Genomic DNA, 15,822 nt, shown 5'->3' with positions numbered 1-15,822 from the left:
GCTGCAGGACGCGCAACTGACCGAAGTCGCCACGCTCGCGCCGCCCGGCGACGCGGAGCCGACCTACGCCGAATATCACCCGGCCGGCACGCACTACGCGTCGGACGACGCGCCGATCGCGTTGCGCGTCGAGCGCCGCCTCGCCGCCGCGCGTCATGCCGCCGCGCCCGAAGCCGGGCAGGCGTTCGACCATGAAGTGGTACGCGACCATGAACGCCGCCATGACAATCATCAGCAGCAGCACGGGCCGGCCGCGGCTCAGGCCGACCGCGAGCTTCGCCGCGCCCGCGCCGAACACGAGCAGCAGGATCCCGCGCGCGGCCATCCGCGTCGCCCGCATCTCGCCCGGCGCCCAGAGCCAGCCTTTGCGCTGCAACGCCGCGGCGCAGTCGGCTTCGCGCCACGCGAGACGCTGACGAAATGCGTGGCAGCTCGTCTCGCCGCCGGGCTGCTGCCTCAGCCATTCCCAGTCGGCGCCATAAGCGCCTGCGTGTCGCGGATCGTCGATCCGCACCCGCGCGCCGTGGCCCTTGCTCATCCGCAGCTCGATCGCACCGGCATGCGCGAGCGACAGCATCACGACCTGCGCCATCCGCGCACCGCCGCCCGCGAGATACGCCGCCTCCTCCGCACTCAGGTCGGGCGACGATTCGGGGGCGCGCGTTCCCCACACCCGGTGGCGGTATTCGATCCACTGCAGGCCGGCGATCAGCAGCAGCGCGGCGACGCAGAGCGGCACGTAGAACAACCCGAGAAAGTCCGGCCCCGAGAAGTCCAGCACATTGAAATCGCTCGCGCTCGCGCAGGTCGCCGCGACGCTGATCGCCGCCGTCGGCCACGCGAGCTTCGCGAAGCGCCGCCAGCGTTGCGGGCGCGCGGCCGGCTCGCTCGACGGGCCGTCGCTCGGTGCTGCGCGCTGCACCGGGGCGTCGGCGGGCGCGGCCTCGGCGACGGGGCGCGGCCAGATCGCTTCGGGCGGCTCGCAGCCGAACAGCCTGCGGTAGCTGTCGAGCGTGTCGCGATAGCGCTGCGCGTACACGGCGGCTTCGTCCAGCGCGCCCGTGCCGGGCATGTGATGCAGCCGCGCGCGCAGCACGCCGGCGCAGAAGACGTCCCAGTATTCGAGCGTGTACTGCAGGTGGAAATGCCACGCGGCATCGACCGCGACCGACGGCGTGACCGGATGGCCGGCTGCCTGCGCGAGGAACGCAAAGCGCTTGTATTCGTCGATCACGGCCAGCGCATGCGCATGCGACCAGCCTTCGGCTTCGGCAAGGCGCCGGCTGTACGGCAGCGGCGCGGTCGGATCGTCGGGGGAATAGGCGTGCAGACGCGTGAGCAGCCCCTGCTGCGCATCGGTCAGCGCGCGGGCATCGACTGCGGTCGGGGTAGACAGGATGGCAGCCATCGGGAGTCGGCGCGATGCGCGGACGGCCGCCGCGATCGTCGCTTGGAGTGGTCGTTGCGGGGGATTCTCGCATGACGGCGAGGCGGCAGGCGCACGCTGTGAACCAGCAACCCCTGCCTTCGGAGTTTTACCTACGTGCCCCCCGCCCTTGCCCGGCAAGGGCTCGACACACGTCGCACCGCGCGAAACCAAGGCTGCACAAGGTCAATCAAGGCCGCCCCGGCCCACGCAAGCTGCAATCCGGCTGCACGGCGCACCCGCCCGTGACCTGCCCATCAAGCGCCGATCGAGCACCCGCACGGAAAGCGTAAGGCCCGCTGCCCGTCGCGACACGCGCCGCGCTGCGTCTCCGCACAGGCCACGCATGCGTGTCGTTGAACGCCGCCCGGCGAAGCTCGACCATGGGAACCCTCTCCACTGCCTCACTGCCCGGGACCTCGCCATGGCAAGCAGCACGACATCGACAAGCCTCCACCACGCGCCGGCCGGCGACTGTGTTGCGTTCCCGCATCGGGAGTGCCGGCCATGATCGTGCGCACCCTGCAGGGCGACACCGTCGACGCGCTGTGCTGGCGCCATTACGGCCGCACGGACGGCACCGTCGAAACCGTGCTCGAAGCCAACACCGGGCTCGCCGGCCTCGGCGTCGTGCTGCCGGCCGGCACGCCCGTCCATTTGCCGCCGCTCGACACCGCCACGCGCGCACGGCCGTTGCTGCAACTGTTTGACTGACCCTGGAATCGCCTGCATGGCCGAACCGAACCTCACCACCGCCGCGATGCTGTCCGCCGCGATCGGCGTCGCCGGGCTCGCGCCCGGCATCGACGGCAACGCGCTGATCGGCGCGTTCACGGGCGCCGCGCTCGTGGTCGTCACGTCGAAGGACATCGGCGTCGCACGGCGCGCCGCGTACCTGCTGATCTCGCTCGTGATGGGGTATCTCGCCGCGCCGGAAATCGTCGGCGCCACGCCGATCCACTCGACGGGCGTCGCCGCGTTCTTCGCGGCCGCGCTCGTCATCGCCGTCACGCTGCAACTCATCGAACGGGTCAAGACGCTGGACCTGCTCGCGCTGTTCCGCAAGGGGGGATGACATGCCGCTCCCGCTCGTGCTGATCGCGCTCTGCGCCCACGTCGCCGTGCTCGTGCGCGTGCTCACCTACCGGCGCAACGGCGCGCGGCACCGGCATCGCGCGTCGTGGTTCGCGTGGATCGTCGTGGCGGTCGCCGGCGGCGCATCGATCGAATTGCTGCTGCATGCCGGCTCCGTCGGCTTCTTCGAAGCGGCTACCGCCGTGCTGCTGGCGATGTCCGTCTGCGGCACGCGCGGCAACGTCGCCCGCCTGCTCAGGAGTGAATGAATCATGAAGACCCGCCGCCTCGGCGACCACGGCGATGACGTCGGCCTGCTGCAACGCCGGCTGATCCGCGCCGGCTATCCGGTGCAGGTCACGCACCTCTACGACGCGGCGACCGAAGCCGCCGTGATCGCGCTGCAACGAAACACCGGCCTCGTCGACGACGGCATCGCCGGCCCGAAGACCTGCGCCGCGCTGGCCACCGGCCGGCGCGATCCGACCCACCTCGCGCTCGCCGATCTCGAACGCGCCGCACGCACGCTCGACGTGCCGCTCGCGTGCATTCGCGCGGTCAACAAAGTCGAGTCGCGCGGCGCCGGGTTCTTGCCCGACGGCCGGCCCGTGATCCTGTTCGAACGCCACGTGTTCTGGAAACGGCTGCAGGCACGCGGCATCGATCCGGCACCGTTCGCGGCGCGGCAGCCGGACATCGTGTCGCGCACGCGCGGCGGCTATCGCGGCGGCGCCGCGGAATACACGCGCCTCGCGACGGCCGAGTCGATCGATGCCGGCGCCGCGTGGGAGTCCGCGAGCTGGGGCGCGTTCCAGGTGATGGGCTATCACTGGGCGCGCCTCGGCTATGCCGGCATCGACGAATTCGTCGCGTGCATGGAAAGCGGCGAAGCCCAGCATCTCGACGCCTTCGTCCGCTACATCGCGGCCGACGACGCGCTGCGCCGCGCGCTCGCCGCCCGCCAGTGGGCCGCATTCGCACGCGCGTACAACGGCCCCGACTACGCGGCGAACCTCTACGACGTGAAGCTCGCGCGGGCCTATGACCGCTACGCGTCGACGCCGGGCGGATCCGCATCGGCCGGCGCCCCGTCCGCCGCATGAACGGGCTCGCCGCGAAATTCGCCGCCTGCGTCGCCGCGCTTGCCGCGTGCGCCGCCGCGGCGCTGGTCGTGCATGCGCTGCGCGCCGACCTGGGCGCCACGCGGCAGCAACTCGTCGATGCACGACAGGCGCTCGCTGGGCGCGACGACGTCATCGCGCGCATGCGGCAGGACACCGCCGAGCGCGCCCGACAGCAGGCCCGGCTCGACCGTTCGCAGGCCGCGATCGCATCGAAGCTCGACGCCACCCGACTTGAAAACCGGAGATTGACCGATGAAAACGCCGCGCTTCGCGCCTGGGCTGGCACTCGTCTGCCTAACGACGTTGTCCGCCTGCAAGCCAATCCCGCTCTCACCGGCGCCGACGCTTACGTCGAATACGTGCCAGACGGTGAGCCCCTGCACGCTGCCGATGCTCGCGCCCCGCACCAACGGTGAGCTCGATGCCGCGCTCACGCTCGCGAAGGCGGCCTGGGCGACCTGCGCGGCGCAAGTCGACATGATCGCGGCCTGCCAGGCCGGCACGCCCGCAACCCGCCACGGAGCCCATCCGCATGATTAAGCCAGACAGCCTGCGGCGGGCGCTCGTCGCCGCCATCCCGTCACTCGGGACCGAACCGGGCGCGCTGACCGTGCTCGTCGAGCAAGGATCGATTGCGACCACCGGCACGCTGACGCCGTCGTTCGAATACCGGTACACGGCCCACGTGCTCGCGACGAATTTCTCCGGCGACACGGATCCGGTGTTCGTCGCAGTCGTCGAATGGATCCGCCAGAACCAGCCGGATCTCGTGACGAATCCTGCCGCGCGCACGAGCGGCATCACCTTCGAGGTCGGCGTTCGCGACCCGGCGACAGTCGACCTGTCGATCCGGCTGGCACTGACCGAAAGCGTCAACGTCGCAACCGGGCCGGACGGCCGGCACGTGATCACCCACGTCGACGACACGCGGGTCGATCCGGCCAACACGCTCACCTGGGTCGCGCTGCCGCAGATCAGGTAAGCCTGGCGGGCGGCGGCCAGTCTTCCCGCACGCGGCATCGGAGCCGCGTGCTATCGAACCAACGCCGTGCACCGTGCGTGCACGGTGTTCTGCTGCACTCACTCATCAGGTAAGCCCAGCTGGCGGCGGCCCGTCTTCCGGCATACGGCATCGGCACCACGTGCGGTCGAGCGAACACCCTGCACCGCGCGTGCGCAGCGTTCCGCCGCGTTCATTCGCCGCCGCAACGGCTGCGCGTCGCTGCTGGACATCTCGTCTCGCCCTCGTCGTTTCGCCCGCCGTGGCGAACTCGCCTGTCGCGATCGCAACGCCGATCGCCTGCTCGTGCATCGCCCTCGAATCGACCGCCAGCGGCAACGCGCGCCGCGTCGACGTCGTCGCTCGTGGCAACACCTCCACGCGCGCCCCATCCTCGTGGCCCGCGGCACAACACCCCTCTGCATTTCGGCGCCACGCAACCCGTCGCACCTCCACCCAGCCGCCGCGGCGACGTCGCTCCGCTCACGCATCCCAGCCTCGCCCCCCATCGCCGGGGCGCACGACGCCATCCTCATTCCAACCGGTGATGCGATTCTCGACGCGCGCGTTCGTGCCGGCATCCGGTGCGCGCTGTCCTCGTCGCGACGACACAGGCCATCGCTCGCGCCGTGGCTGCCCGGCCGTCACCATGGCTGCATGGACGCAAATGAAATTCAACGGCAGGCACGCAACGCGGTGCGCAAGGGAACGATCCTCGCGGTCGACCATGCGGCCGCGTTGTGCCGCGTCTCGGTCGGCGACGCCGACGCCGACGGCAGCGGCCTGCAGACCAACTGGATTCCGTGGGTCGCCGGCACCGCCGGGGGCACGCGCGACTGGTTGCCGCCGACGCCGGGCGAACAGGTCGTGCTGCTCTGCCCAATGGGCGATCCGGCGCAGGGCGTCGCGCTGCGCGGCGTGTATTCGAACGCCGCGCCGGCCCCTGCATCGAGCCCGGACACCCACGCACGCGTCTACCCCGACGGCGCGAGCATCACGTACGACCACGCCGCGCATGCGCTCACGGCCGAGCTGCCCGCCGGCGCGACCGTGCGCATCGTCGCGCCGGGATCGGTCGTCGTGCAGACCCGCGACGCCACGGTGAAGGCCGAGCGCATCACGTTCGACGCGCCGCAGACGACCTGCACCGGCGCGATGACGGTCAAGGGCCCGTTCGCATTCGAATCGGGCATGACCGGCACCGGCGGCGCCGGCGGCGGCGCCACGATGCAGATCGACGGCGCGGCCACCTTCACCCGCGAAGTGACATCCCAGGGCATCAGCCTCCCGCATCACACGCATCGCGAACAAGGCGATGGACAACTCGTGAGCGCACCGCAATGAAAGGCATGAACGCGAACACCGGCCGCTCGATCTCGGGCCTGGACCACTTCTACCAGTCGATCGGCAGGATCGTGACGACGCCGCTCGCGTCGTGCGTGAAACGCCGCACGTTCGGCTCCGAGCTGCCCGACCTGATCGACGCACCCGGCAACGGCACCGTGCGCACCCGGCTGTACGCCGCCGTCGCGACGGCGCTCATGCGCTGGGAGCCGCGCCTGACGCTCACCCGCGTCGTGCTCGCCGCCGACGACGCGAATGCGGCCGCCGGGTCGGTCTATCTCGACATCGAAGGCTGGACCGGCGAGAACGGCACGGCCGTGTCGACCCGCGTGCCGATGATGAACGGGAGCCCGGCATGAGCGTGACGCCGATCGACCTCTCGCAGTTGCCGTCACCCGACGTCGTCGAAACGATCGACTACGAAACGCTGCTTGCCGCGCGCAAGGCACGCTTCGTGTCGCTCTACCCGGCCGACGAGCAGGCCGAGATCGCCGCGACGCTCGCGCTCGAATCGGAGCCGGTCGTGAAGCTGCTCCAGGAAAACGCGTACCGCGAGATCGTGCTGCGGCAGCGCGTGAACGACGCCGCGCGCGCCGTGATGCTGGCCTACGCGGTCGGCACGGACCTCGATCATCTCGCCGCGCTGTTCGGCATCCGGCGCCTGACGATCACGCCCGCCGATCCGGAACACGACGTCGCGGCGGTCATGGAAAGCGATACCGACCTGCGCGCCCGCACGCAGCTCGCGCCGCAGAGCCTGTCCGTCGCCGGCCCCGAAGGCGCGTACGTCTCGCACGCGCGCAACGCGGACGGCCGTGTGCTCGACGCGTCGGCCGTCAGCCCGGCCCCGTGCGAAGTCCTCGTCTCGGTGCTGGCGCGCGACGGCGACGGCACGGCGGACCCGGCGCTGATCGCCGCGGTGGCGGCCGCGCTGCAGGCCGACGACGTGCGGCCGCTCACCGACAAGGTCACGGTGCGCGGCGCGGAAATCCTGCGCTACCAGGTGCGCGCGCGGCTCGTGTTCTTCGCCGGCCCGGATCGCGCGGTGGCGCTCGCGGAAGCCAACCGCGCGATGAAGAAATACACCGAATCCATGCATCGCCTCGGGATGGAGGTTACGCTCGACGGGATCTACGCGGCCGCCCGCGCGGCCGGCGTGCAGAAGGTGATCCTCGAAAGCCCGTCCGCCGGCCTGCCGGCGACGAAGCAGCAGGCGCCGTACTGCACCGGAATCGAGCTGATCGACGGCGGGGTGTACAGCAATGAATGACGTCCTCCCGCCGAACGCGACGCGGCTCGAACGCCGGCTCGCCGCGACGAGCGCGCGCATCGACGACGTGCCGACGCCGCTCGCGACGCTGATGAATCCGGACGCGATCCGCTCCGACCTGCTGCCGTGGCTCGCGTGGCACCTCGGCGTCGATGCGTGGAAGGACTACTGGCCCGAGTACGTGAAGCGCGCCCGGGTCGGCCAGGCAATTCCGATCGCCCGCCGCAAGGGCACCGCCGCCGCGGTGCGCGAAGTCGTCGCGGCCTTCGGCGGAAACATCGTCCTGCGTGAATGGTTCGAGCAGCGGCCGCCGGGCCAACCCGGCACGTTCGACCTCGTGATGACGGTCAGCGGCCAGGAAGGCCAGCCGCCGACCGCCGAATACGTCGCCGACATCATCGCGGAAATCGACCGGACCAAGCCGGTACGGGCGCACTACACGTTCACGCAGGGCTTCGAGATGCGGGGCCGACAACCGGTCGGCGCCGCCGCGCGCGTGGCGGCCTATCGCCGCCTGAACCTCACCGACTACTGATCGCACATGGCAACCCAGATCATCATCACCGACGCCGGCCGTGCCGCGCTCGTCGCCGCCGGCAACGGCGGCACGAACGCCCACCAGGTCGTGGAAATCGGCCTGGCGAACGCGCCGTTCGTCGCCGACAAGGGGCTCACGAAGCTGCCGAACGAGCTGAAGCGGATCAAGTCCTTCGGCGGCGCCAACGTCGCGCCGGACACGATTCATACGACGCTGAAGGACGACACCGCGGACCAGTACTCGCTGTACGGGTTCGGCCTCTATCTCGAGAACGGCGTGCTGCTGGCCAGCTATGGCCAGGCGACGCCGATCATGGAGAAGTCGCCGGCCGCGATGCTGCTGCTGTCGTCCGACCTGCAGTTCGCGACGATCGACGCGACGAAACTCGTGTTCGGCGATGCGTCGTTCCTGAATCCGCCGGCGACGACCGAGCGGCAAGGCGTGGTCGAGCTGGCGACGCAGGCGGAAGTGAACGCCGGCGCGGACGATGCGCGCGCCGTGACGCCGAAAACCGCGGCGTCGCGATATGCGGCGTTGACCGGGGCGAAGTTCACCGGGCCGGTCGTGACTGAATTCGATGCGGGTCCGGATACCGCGCATGTCACGGTGCGTCCGCCGACCGGCAAGAACGGGCGGGAAAGCCGCGTGCGCCTGCATGGCACGTTCGGCGGCAATATCGCCGATACCGGGACACGCCTGATCGCGACGGTGCGGGCGGGCTTCGACAATGGCGCGTGGGGACGCGAGTACGTCGATCTGTGGGTCAACAAGACCGGCAACGACGCAGAGACCGACGCGAACCAGGCGCGTGCGGTGCGCGTCGCGTACGGTGGCCGGGTGATCGTGGGCAATGGCAGCGTGGACGACGGCAACACGACGCTACAGGTCGCAGGCAACGCCAAGGCGTCTGGAACGTTCTACTCCACGGCATCATCGATTCAGGCAGCGGGTTCTGGCACGGGCTACGCGACCCTGTTCTTCACCAATACGGACTCGTCAAAAGTACGCTGGACGGTATACAAGGAAGATTCGGCGGAGGGCGCCGGCAATGCTGGTTCCCACTTCGGCATCAATTCGTTTGACGACAGTGGCAACCAAACGCGCCGCCTGTTCATTCGACGCGACACGGGAACCGTGAGCGTGACCAAGCGCCTGGTCGTTGGCGAGGTGGGCGACGACGGCCGGAACGTGTTCCAGGTCGGAGGAAACGCCACTTTCAAGGGCGGGTTGACCTCGCGCGATCTGGATGCGGGTGGTGCGCACTTCCGGGCGGTCTACGGTGATTACGGTGTCTTCTGGCGCAACGACGGCGTGAACGTCTATCTGCTGTCGACGAAGAAAGGTGATCAGGACGGCACGTTCAACGACTACCGGCCCTTCACGCTGAACCTCGCGACGGGTCGCGTCACGATCGACGACCAGGGCGCGGGCACCTTGATCGGCGGAAACACCACCATTCGCGGCGAGCTGAAGGTCGGCAACTCCCCGGACGAAGGGCGCCTGCGTCTCGGCCCCATCGATGGCTACCTCTTTGGCAATGACAAGGCGGTTGGCTGGTGGGGAGCGGACAACGGCTCGTTCGCGTTTCACACGCAAGACCACACTTTCCGCATCGACGGCAAACCCGCGTGGCACGCCGGCAACCTCACACCGCTCGACCGCACGAAGGGCGGCTCGATGGCGGGCGATCTCTGGTTCGATCCGGGCAAGCGGATTTTCCTGTCGGAAGGCAGTGCGCAGGCACCATCGCTCACGTTCATCAACGACGGCGCGCCGGACACCGGCCTGTACCACATCAACGACGGCTCGTTCGGCGTGACGTGCAACTCGATCCCGCAGGTTTCGTTCACGCCGGGCGGTACCGTCTTCCAGACCCCCGTGCAGGGCCCGACACCTGCACCGGGCGATCGTTCGAAGGCGCTCGCCACGACCGAATGGGTGCTGGCCGCGCTGTCGACGACGTCTGTGGGACAGATCATCTTCGAGCCGCGCACGTCGGTGCGCGCCGGGTTCCTGAAGGCGAATGGTGCGCTCGTCAAGCGCGCCGATTACCCCGCGCTGTGGGCCTACGCGCAGGCCAGCGGTGCGCTGGTGACGGACGACGAATGGCCAAAGGGCCTCTGGGCCAACTTCTCGTCCGGCGACGGCTCGACGACGTTCCGCCTGCCGGAGCTGCGCGGCGAATTCATCCGGTGTTGGGACGACGCCCGCGGTGTCGACACAAACCGCATCCTCGGCTCGTGGCAGGACAGCGCGAACCGCTCGCACGGCCACATCGCGAGCGCGGCTGCAGTGGGCGACCACGCGCACTCCGCATGGACCGACTCGCAGGGCTGGCACGGCCACCATGGCTGGACCGGCAGCGTAGGCGATCACCAGCACGTCGCACCCTACACGGAAGTGGGTGTCGCTCCGTTCGGTACGCATTCCGGCGCTCACCAGGGCTCGAACGGCGGCGTCGACAACGACAACCCGTGGGCATTCACGTCCGGCGCCGGCGGTCACAACCACGAATTCAACACCGAAGGCGCCGGCACGCACGGTCACAACGTCGGTATCGGTGCCGCAGGCAGTCACAGCCACGCCATCACCGTCAACCTCGACGGCGCCAACGAATCGCGTTCGCGCAACGTCGCGCTGCTCGCGTTGATCCGCGCTTATTAACCTGGACCCCGAAACATGCTGATCCACCACTACCACCAGTCGACCGGCGAATACCTGAGCAGCGGCCAGCCCGACGCCGATCCGCGCAACCCCGAACGCTGGCTCGTGCCGTCATGGGCGACGTTCGACGAGCCGCCGGCGCGCACGCCGACGACCTGGCCGTTCTATCGCGACAACGCGTGGACGCTGCTGCCGGACTTCCGCGGCCGCCTCTGCTATCGCACCGACACGGGCGAACCGGTCGAAATCGCGACTGCCGGCAAGACGCCCGACGAACTCGGCCTCACGACCGAACCGCAACCGTCGCCGCGCCATGCGTGGATCAACGGCGCGTGGGCCGTTCCGGCTGCGCTGCTCGAGCGCGAAAAACGCGACGCCGCGATGGCCGAGTTCGAGCGACGACTCGAAGCCGCGCGCAAGGCGAACGCCGGCAAGGCCGATGCCTACGCCGCGGGTCTGCTCGACGACGAAGGCATCTATTACTTCAAGGCCTGGTCGGCCTACCAGATGGCACTCGTTTCGGTCGTCCAGGCCGACACGTTCCCCGATGCGGTGACGTGGCCGACTACGCCGGCGCCGTACGTACCGCCGCCGCCTTCCAAGCCGGAGCCGGAGCCTCAACCGACACCGAAGCCCGAGCCGAAGCCCGACGAACCCAGCGCACCTGCAGCTCCGGTCGCGGACCCCGCGGCCTGATCCGCACGGGATTTCTCCCGTTCTCTTTCATCTGATCTGCACACACAGGAGCCACACACCATGCCGCAGGATTATCACCACGGCGTACGCGTCATCGAAATCAACGAGGGCTCGCGCCCGATCCGCACCGTGTCGACGGCCGTCGTCGGTATCGTCTGCACCGCGTCCGACGCCGATGCCACCGCCTTCCCGCTCGACACGCCCGTCCTGCTGACCAACGTCGTCGCCGCGCTCGGCAAGGCCGGCACCCAAGGCACGCTGCGCCGCACGCTCGATGCGATCGGCCGGCAGACCAAGCCCGTCACGATCGTCGTGCGCGTCGCGGAAGGCAAGGACGCCGCCGAGACGGCGACCAACGTGATCGGCACCGTCACCGCCGACGGCAAGTACACCGGCATGAAGGCGCTGCTCGGCGCGCAGGCGCGCTTCGGCGTGAAGCCGCGCATCCTCGCGACGCCGGGCCTCGACACGCAACCCGTCGCCGCGGCGCTCGCGTCGATCGCGCAGTCGCTGCGCGCGTTCGCGTATGTCTCGGCCAACGGCTGCAAGACGAAGGAAGAAGCCGTCACGTATCGCAAGCAGTTCAGCCAGCGCGAACTGATGGTCGTCTGGCCGGACTTCCTCGCGTGGGACGACACGACCAACAAGACGGTCGTCGTGCCGGCCACCGCGTATGCGGCCGGCCTGCGCGCGAAGATCGACAACGACACGGGCTGGCACAAGACGCTGTCGAACGTCGGCGTGAACGGCGTCACCGGCATCAGCGCCGACGTGTCGTGGGATCTGCAGGATCCGGCGACGGACGCGGGCTTCCTCAACGAGCAGGACGTGACGACGCTCGTGAACCGCAACGGCTTCCGCTTCTGGGGTTCGCGCACGTGTTCGGACGATCCGCTGTTCGCGTTCGAGAACTACACGCGCACCGCGCAGGTCATCGCCGATTCGATCGCCGAAGCGCAGATGGCCATCATCGACGGCCCGCTCAACCCGTCGCTGCCGCGCGACATCATCGAAACGATCAACGCCAAGTTCCGCGAATGGATCTCGCAGGGCTACCTGATCGGCGGCTCGGCCTGGTACGACCCGGAGCCGAACACGACCGACGTGCTGAAGTCCGGCAAGGCGTATCTCGACTACGAATACACGCCGGTTCCGCCGCTCGAAAACCTGATGCTGCGCCAGCGCATCACCGACCGTTACCTCGCCGATTTCGCCGCGCGCGTCAGCGCGTAACGACCGGCCTCACCAGGAGTCAAACACGATGGGTATGCCTCGCAAACTCAAGGGATTCAACCTGTTCCAGAACGGCGAGAACTTCGTCGGCCAGGTTGTCGAAGTCACGCTGCCGAAGCTCACGCGCAAGATGGAGGACTACCAGGGCGGCGGCATGAGCGGCCCGATCAAGGTCGACTTCGGGCAGGAAGGGATCCAGCTCGAATGGACCTGCGGCGGCTTCATGCGCTCCGTGCTCGGCCAATACGCGATCACGAAGCACGACGGCGTGCTGCTGCGCTTCGCCGGCGGCTACCAGTCCGAGGATTCGACCAACGTCGACGCGATCGAGATCGTCATCCGCGGCCGCCACAGCGAAATCGACCCGGGCACCGCGAAGTCGAAGGAAGACACCGCGTTCAAGGTCACGACCGTCGCCAGCTACTACAAGCTGTCCGTGAACGGCCAGGACGTGATCGAGATCGACTTCGTCAACATGATCGAGAAGGTCAACGGCAACGACCTGTTCGCGGCGCTGCGCAACGCGATCGGCCTGTAATCCGCCGCCCGGCCGGTTACGCCGGCCGGGCCCTTCCTCGCCCTTCCCCCGCTTGATCACCGACAGGACCACCATGAATCCGATGCAACCCGACCCGGCCGCGAACGACTCGCAGGCCGATGCGTCCGCCGTCGCCGCCGTCGCCGCGGCCGACCAGGACGATCCGGCCACCCACACGCTCGACACGCCGCTCGTGCGCGGCAACCAGACGATCACGTCGATCACGCTGCGCAAGCCGAAATCGGGCGAACTGCGCGGCGTATCGCTGTCCGACCTCGTCAGCCTCGACGTCGTCGCGCTGTCGAAAGTGCTGCCGCGCATCAGCTCGCCGATGCTGACCGAGGCCGACGTCGCCAACATCGACCCCGCCGACCTCGTGCAGCTGGGAGGCATCTTCGCCGGTTTTTTGATGCCGAAGGCCGTGAAATCCCGACTGGCCTCCCAGACCGCGTAGAAGACCCGATGGCAGACATCGCGACGGTGTTCGGCTGGACACCGCCCGTGATGGATGCCTTCAGCCTGGCCGAGCTGATGGACTGGCGCGAGCGCGCCCGAGTACGCGCCGGCGCCCAATGAGCGAAACGATCGACGATGGACAACACCACGAAACTGCGCGTCATGTTCGACATGGTCGACAACATGACGAAGCCCCTGCAAATGATGCTGACCGGCAACAAGGGGCTGGCCGATTCGCTGCGGGTGACCCGCCGCGAGCTGGATGACATGGCGAAGACGCAGAAGCGCATCGGCGAGTTTCGTGAGATGCGCAAAGGCCTCGCCACTACGGCATCGGACCTCTCGGCGGCACGCGCACGCGTCGACACGCTCGCCCAGTCGCTGCGCGCGACCCGCTCGCCGTCGCAACAGATGATCAGCGACTTCAACAAGGCGCAGCGCGCGGCCGAGAACCTGGCGTCCGCGCACCACTACCAGGCCGGTCGCGTACAAGCCATGCGCACCCAGCTCGCCGGCGCGGGCATCGACACGCGCAACCTGTCGCGGGACGAGCGCAACCTCCGCGCGACGATGGCGTCGCGTGCGTCGATGATCGATGCGGGGGTGCGCGGGTACGACACCCGGCGCCAGCAGCAAGCCGACGCCCGGCGCGCCAGGATCGACGCGCTGCGCGGCGTCGGCGAGAAGTGGGCGAAGCGCGGCGAGACGGTCAAGGGCGTCGGCAAGAACATGCTCGGCATGCTGTCCGATCCGCTCGACGCCGCGAAGCAGGCCGAAAGCGAAACGCTGCGCATGCGTGCGGCGGGTGCGTCGGCCGACGCGGTGAAGTTCGCGCGCGCGCAGCAGGCCCCGGGCCTGTCGACCATCGACAACCTGGCGCTGATGCGCGAATCGCTGACCGAGTTCGGCGGCGACGAACAGCATGCGCGGGTCGCGCTGCCGTTGCTGTCCTCGATGAAATTCGCGAACGAGGCGCTGTACGGCAAGGAAGATGCGAAAAAGAACGTCGACCAGTTCATGAGCATGCTGAAGGTGATCGACCTGCGCGGCGGCACGAAGACCGAAGCGGCGTTCGGCGCCGAAGCGAACATCGTGCAGAAGATGCAGACCGCGACCGGCGGCAAGGTCAGCGGCGACGAGTGGAACAACTTCGCCGAATCGGGTGGCAACGCGGCCAAGAAGTTGCGCACCGACGCGTTCTATTACCAGATGCAGCCGCTCATCGAGAAGCTGGGCGGCAAGTCGGCCGGCGCAGGTCTGGCCGCCCTGTCCGGCAGCGCGCTCGAGGGCAAGTCGACGGCGCTCGCCGCGCAACGGCTGGCGGCGCTCGGCCTCGTCGATCCGAAAGGGCTCACGCACCGGAAGAACGGTGCGATCGCCGGGCTCAAGCCGGGCGCGCTGGCGGGCAGCGACATGCTGCAGGCGTCGCCGTTCGAATGGCTCGAAAAGGTGCTGCTGCCGAAGCTCGCCGCCAAGGGCATTACGAGCCCCGACAAGGTCAAGGCCGAGCTGGCGAAACTGTTCCCCGACAAGGCCGCGGGGAACCTGCTCACGACGATGTACGACCAGCGCGATCAGGTCCACGACACCGAGCGGCAAAGCGCCGCCGCCGACGGCGTCACCGGCATGCGGGCGAAAGCCGCGGATTCGACCGCGGGCCGCGAGCTCATCGTCCTCGCACAGTTGCGCGACCTGAAGCTCGAGATCGGCGAGAAGATCACGCCGATGTACAACGCGGCGCTGGACGTCACCGCCTCCGTGCTCGGGAAGATCGTCAAGTTCGTGCGCGAACACGGCACGGCCACCCGCATCCTCGCCACGGCTTTCGCAGGGCTGGGCGGCGTACTCACGGTCGTGGGCACGCTGGCGAGCGTCTTCGGCAACGTGCTCGGGTCGGTGAACGTGCTCCGCTTCGCGACGTCGATGGTCCGCGCGTTCGGTCTCGTCGGGCAGGCATTCATGGTGCTCGGCCGGCTGGCGATGGCGAATCCGGTGATGTTCGTGATCGGCCTGATTGCAGCGGCCGCCGTCTACGTCTGGCAGCACTGGGACACGCTCGGCCCGAAATTCATCGCGCTGTGGGAAACCATCAAGGACGCGTTCGGCGCGGCCGGCGACTGGATCACCGCGAAATGGGACGCCACCGTCGAGTGGGTGAAGACCGCGATCGGCGGCATCGGCGACTGGTTCGGCGACATCGGCACGCGCTTCCAGGAGATCGGCGCCAGCCTGGTGTCGGGGCTCGTCGACGGCATCAAGAGCCGCTTCGTCGCGGTGAAGGAGACGATCGGCGGCCTGGGCAGTTCGATGCGCGACTGGGTCAGGGAAAAACTCGGCCTGCAGGCGTCGACCACGCCCGACGACGGCACGGCCGGCGCAACCGCCGGCGCCCCGTCACTCATGGCCCGCACCGCCGCCGCGCTCACGACCACCGCCGCGCTGGTCGGCCCGCCCGCGTT

General features: G+C 68.9%; 19 protein-coding genes. 18 read left to right on the top strand and 1 reads right to left on the bottom strand.

What is annotated here, in order from left to right; all coding sequences use genetic code 11:
* On the bottom strand, window positions 1-1,408 hold a 1,408-nt coding region (locus G3N96_RS33300), incomplete at its 3' end, for a TIGR04222 domain-containing membrane protein (RefSeq protein ID WP_241022945.1).
* Window positions 1,409-1,933: 525 nt separating this feature from the next.
* On the opposite strand from G3N96_RS33300, the gene G3N96_RS33295 reads away from it, so the two are divergent.
* The 18 genes from G3N96_RS33295 to G3N96_RS33210 all read left to right on the top strand — a co-directional run.
* Window positions 1,934-2,140: a tail protein X gene (locus G3N96_RS33295; protein ID WP_089430443.1), complete on the top strand. Its 207-nt coding sequence runs from the start codon at window positions 1,934-1,936 to the stop codon at window positions 2,138-2,140.
* A gap of 16 nt (window positions 2,141-2,156) precedes the next feature.
* Entirely contained in the window at window positions 2,157-2,501 is a 345-nt protein-coding gene (locus tag G3N96_RS33290) for a putative holin (protein WP_124582318.1), read from the top strand.
* A gap of 1 nt (window position 2,502) precedes the next feature.
* The gene (locus G3N96_RS33285) at window positions 2,503-2,769 is read left to right on the top strand and encodes a phage holin family protein (RefSeq protein WP_089424212.1); all 267 of its coding nucleotides are present in this window, start codon (window positions 2,503-2,505) and stop codon (window positions 2,767-2,769) included.
* A gap of 3 nt (window positions 2,770-2,772) precedes the next feature.
* Complete coding sequence (locus G3N96_RS33280) at window positions 2,773-3,603, top strand: N-acetylmuramidase family protein (protein WP_206139847.1); 831 nt, start codon at window positions 2,773-2,775, stop codon at window positions 3,601-3,603.
* Entirely contained in the window at window positions 3,600-4,040 is a 441-nt protein-coding gene (locus tag G3N96_RS33275) for a protein lysB (RefSeq protein ID WP_206139846.1), read from the top strand. The genes G3N96_RS33280 and G3N96_RS33275 overlap by 4 nt, the downstream gene beginning before the upstream one ends.
* A complete protein-coding gene (gene lysC / locus G3N96_RS39470; RefSeq protein ID WP_241022944.1) occupies window positions 3,928-4,164 on the top strand; it encodes an Rz1-like lysis system protein LysC in 237 nt (78 codons plus the stop codon). The genes G3N96_RS33275 and lysC overlap by 113 nt, the downstream gene beginning before the upstream one ends.
* Complete coding sequence (locus tag G3N96_RS33265) at window positions 4,157-4,606, top strand: phage tail protein (RefSeq protein WP_206139845.1); 450 nt, start codon at window positions 4,157-4,159, stop codon at window positions 4,604-4,606. Before lysC ends, G3N96_RS33265 begins: the two co-directional genes overlap by 8 nt.
* 675 nt (window positions 4,607-5,281) lie before the next feature.
* Entirely contained in the window at window positions 5,282-5,968 is a 687-nt protein-coding gene (locus G3N96_RS33260) for a phage baseplate assembly protein V (protein WP_206139844.1), read from the top strand.
* Window positions 5,965-6,327 (top strand): GPW/gp25 family protein, encoded by a 363-nt coding sequence (locus G3N96_RS33255; protein ID WP_206139843.1) that lies wholly within the window; start codon window positions 5,965-5,967, stop codon window positions 6,325-6,327. The genes G3N96_RS33260 and G3N96_RS33255 overlap by 4 nt, the downstream gene beginning before the upstream one ends.
* Window positions 6,324-7,238, top strand: coding sequence for a baseplate J/gp47 family protein (locus tag G3N96_RS33250; RefSeq protein ID WP_089424206.1), 915 nt, complete (start codon window positions 6,324-6,326; stop codon window positions 7,236-7,238). Before G3N96_RS33255 ends, G3N96_RS33250 begins: the two co-directional genes overlap by 4 nt.
* Window positions 7,231-7,773 carry a phage tail protein I gene (locus tag G3N96_RS33245; protein ID WP_124582310.1) on the top strand — a complete coding sequence of 181 codons (543 nt, stop codon included), beginning with the start codon at window positions 7,231-7,233 and terminating at the stop codon, window positions 7,771-7,773. The genes G3N96_RS33250 and G3N96_RS33245 overlap by 8 nt, the downstream gene beginning before the upstream one ends.
* 6 nt (window positions 7,774-7,779) lie before the next feature.
* Complete coding sequence (locus G3N96_RS33240; protein ID WP_206139842.1) at window positions 7,780-10,440, top strand: tail fiber protein; 2,661 nt, start codon at window positions 7,780-7,782, stop codon at window positions 10,438-10,440.
* A 15-nt stretch (window positions 10,441-10,455) separates the two neighbouring features.
* Window positions 10,456-11,136, top strand: a complete 681-nt coding sequence (locus G3N96_RS33235; RefSeq protein ID WP_206139841.1) for a tail fiber assembly protein — start codon at window positions 10,456-10,458, stop codon at window positions 11,134-11,136.
* Between the two features lie 60 nt (window positions 11,137-11,196).
* A complete protein-coding gene (locus tag G3N96_RS33230) occupies window positions 11,197-12,369 on the top strand; it encodes a phage tail sheath protein (RefSeq protein ID WP_206139840.1) in 1,173 nt (390 codons plus the stop codon).
* A 28-nt stretch (window positions 12,370-12,397) separates the two neighbouring features.
* Window positions 12,398-12,907, top strand: coding sequence for a phage major tail tube protein (locus tag G3N96_RS33225; RefSeq protein WP_048251463.1), 510 nt, complete (start codon window positions 12,398-12,400; stop codon window positions 12,905-12,907).
* Between the two features lie 73 nt (window positions 12,908-12,980).
* Complete coding sequence (locus G3N96_RS33220; protein WP_206139839.1) at window positions 12,981-13,361, top strand: phage tail assembly protein; 381 nt, start codon at window positions 12,981-12,983, stop codon at window positions 13,359-13,361.
* A gap of 8 nt (window positions 13,362-13,369) precedes the next feature.
* Window positions 13,370-13,483 carry a GpE family phage tail protein gene (locus G3N96_RS33215; protein ID WP_006484104.1) on the top strand — a complete coding sequence of 38 codons (114 nt, stop codon included), beginning with the start codon at window positions 13,370-13,372 and terminating at the stop codon, window positions 13,481-13,483.
* A 15-nt stretch (window positions 13,484-13,498) separates the two neighbouring features.
* Window positions 13,499-15,822, top strand: a 2,324-nt coding sequence (locus G3N96_RS33210; RefSeq protein WP_206139838.1) for a hypothetical protein, incomplete at its 3' end; no start/stop codon positions are given.

Source organism: Burkholderia sp. Se-20373 (genome assembly GCF_017104705.1).
In the GTDB taxonomy this organism is placed as follows: domain Bacteria; phylum Pseudomonadota; class Gammaproteobacteria; order Burkholderiales; family Burkholderiaceae; genus Burkholderia.
The sequence above is the reverse complement of the archived record's forward strand: the minus strand, read 5'-3'. Positions and strand labels throughout refer to the sequence as shown.

What these genes read in the sequence shown, in the direction of transcription:
- G3N96_RS33295 (WP_089430443.1), top strand. Translation starts at nt 1,934, where the DNA reads ATGATCGTGCGCACCCTGCAGGGCGACACCGTCGACGCGCTGTGCTGG.
- G3N96_RS33290 (WP_124582318.1), top strand. Translation starts at nt 2,157, where the DNA reads ATGGCCGAACCGAACCTCACCACCGCCGCGATGCTGTCCGCCGCGATC.
- G3N96_RS33285 (WP_089424212.1), top strand. Translation starts at nt 2,503, where the DNA reads ATGCCGCTCCCGCTCGTGCTGATCGCGCTCTGCGCCCACGTCGCCGTG.
- G3N96_RS33280 (WP_206139847.1), top strand. Translation starts at nt 2,773, where the DNA reads ATGAAGACCCGCCGCCTCGGCGACCACGGCGATGACGTCGGCCTGCTG.
- G3N96_RS33275 (WP_206139846.1), top strand. Translation starts at nt 3,600, where the DNA reads ATGAACGGGCTCGCCGCGAAATTCGCCGCCTGCGTCGCCGCGCTTGCC.
- G3N96_RS33265 (WP_206139845.1), top strand. Translation starts at nt 4,157, where the DNA reads ATGATTAAGCCAGACAGCCTGCGGCGGGCGCTCGTCGCCGCCATCCCG.
- G3N96_RS33260 (WP_206139844.1), top strand. Translation starts at nt 5,282, where the DNA reads ATGGACGCAAATGAAATTCAACGGCAGGCACGCAACGCGGTGCGCAAG.
- G3N96_RS33255 (WP_206139843.1), top strand. Translation starts at nt 5,965, where the DNA reads ATGAAAGGCATGAACGCGAACACCGGCCGCTCGATCTCGGGCCTGGAC.
- G3N96_RS33250 (WP_089424206.1), top strand. Translation starts at nt 6,324, where the DNA reads ATGAGCGTGACGCCGATCGACCTCTCGCAGTTGCCGTCACCCGACGTC.
- G3N96_RS33245 (WP_124582310.1), top strand. Translation starts at nt 7,231, where the DNA reads ATGAATGACGTCCTCCCGCCGAACGCGACGCGGCTCGAACGCCGGCTC.
- G3N96_RS33240 (WP_206139842.1), top strand. Translation starts at nt 7,780, where the DNA reads ATGGCAACCCAGATCATCATCACCGACGCCGGCCGTGCCGCGCTCGTC.
- G3N96_RS33235 (WP_206139841.1), top strand. Translation starts at nt 10,456, where the DNA reads ATGCTGATCCACCACTACCACCAGTCGACCGGCGAATACCTGAGCAGC.
- G3N96_RS33230 (WP_206139840.1), top strand. Translation starts at nt 11,197, where the DNA reads ATGCCGCAGGATTATCACCACGGCGTACGCGTCATCGAAATCAACGAG.
- G3N96_RS33225 (WP_048251463.1), top strand. Translation starts at nt 12,398, where the DNA reads ATGGGTATGCCTCGCAAACTCAAGGGATTCAACCTGTTCCAGAACGGC.
- G3N96_RS33220 (WP_206139839.1), top strand. Translation starts at nt 12,981, where the DNA reads ATGAATCCGATGCAACCCGACCCGGCCGCGAACGACTCGCAGGCCGAT.
- G3N96_RS33215 (WP_006484104.1), top strand. Translation starts at nt 13,370, where the DNA reads ATGGCAGACATCGCGACGGTGTTCGGCTGGACACCGCCCGTGATGGAT.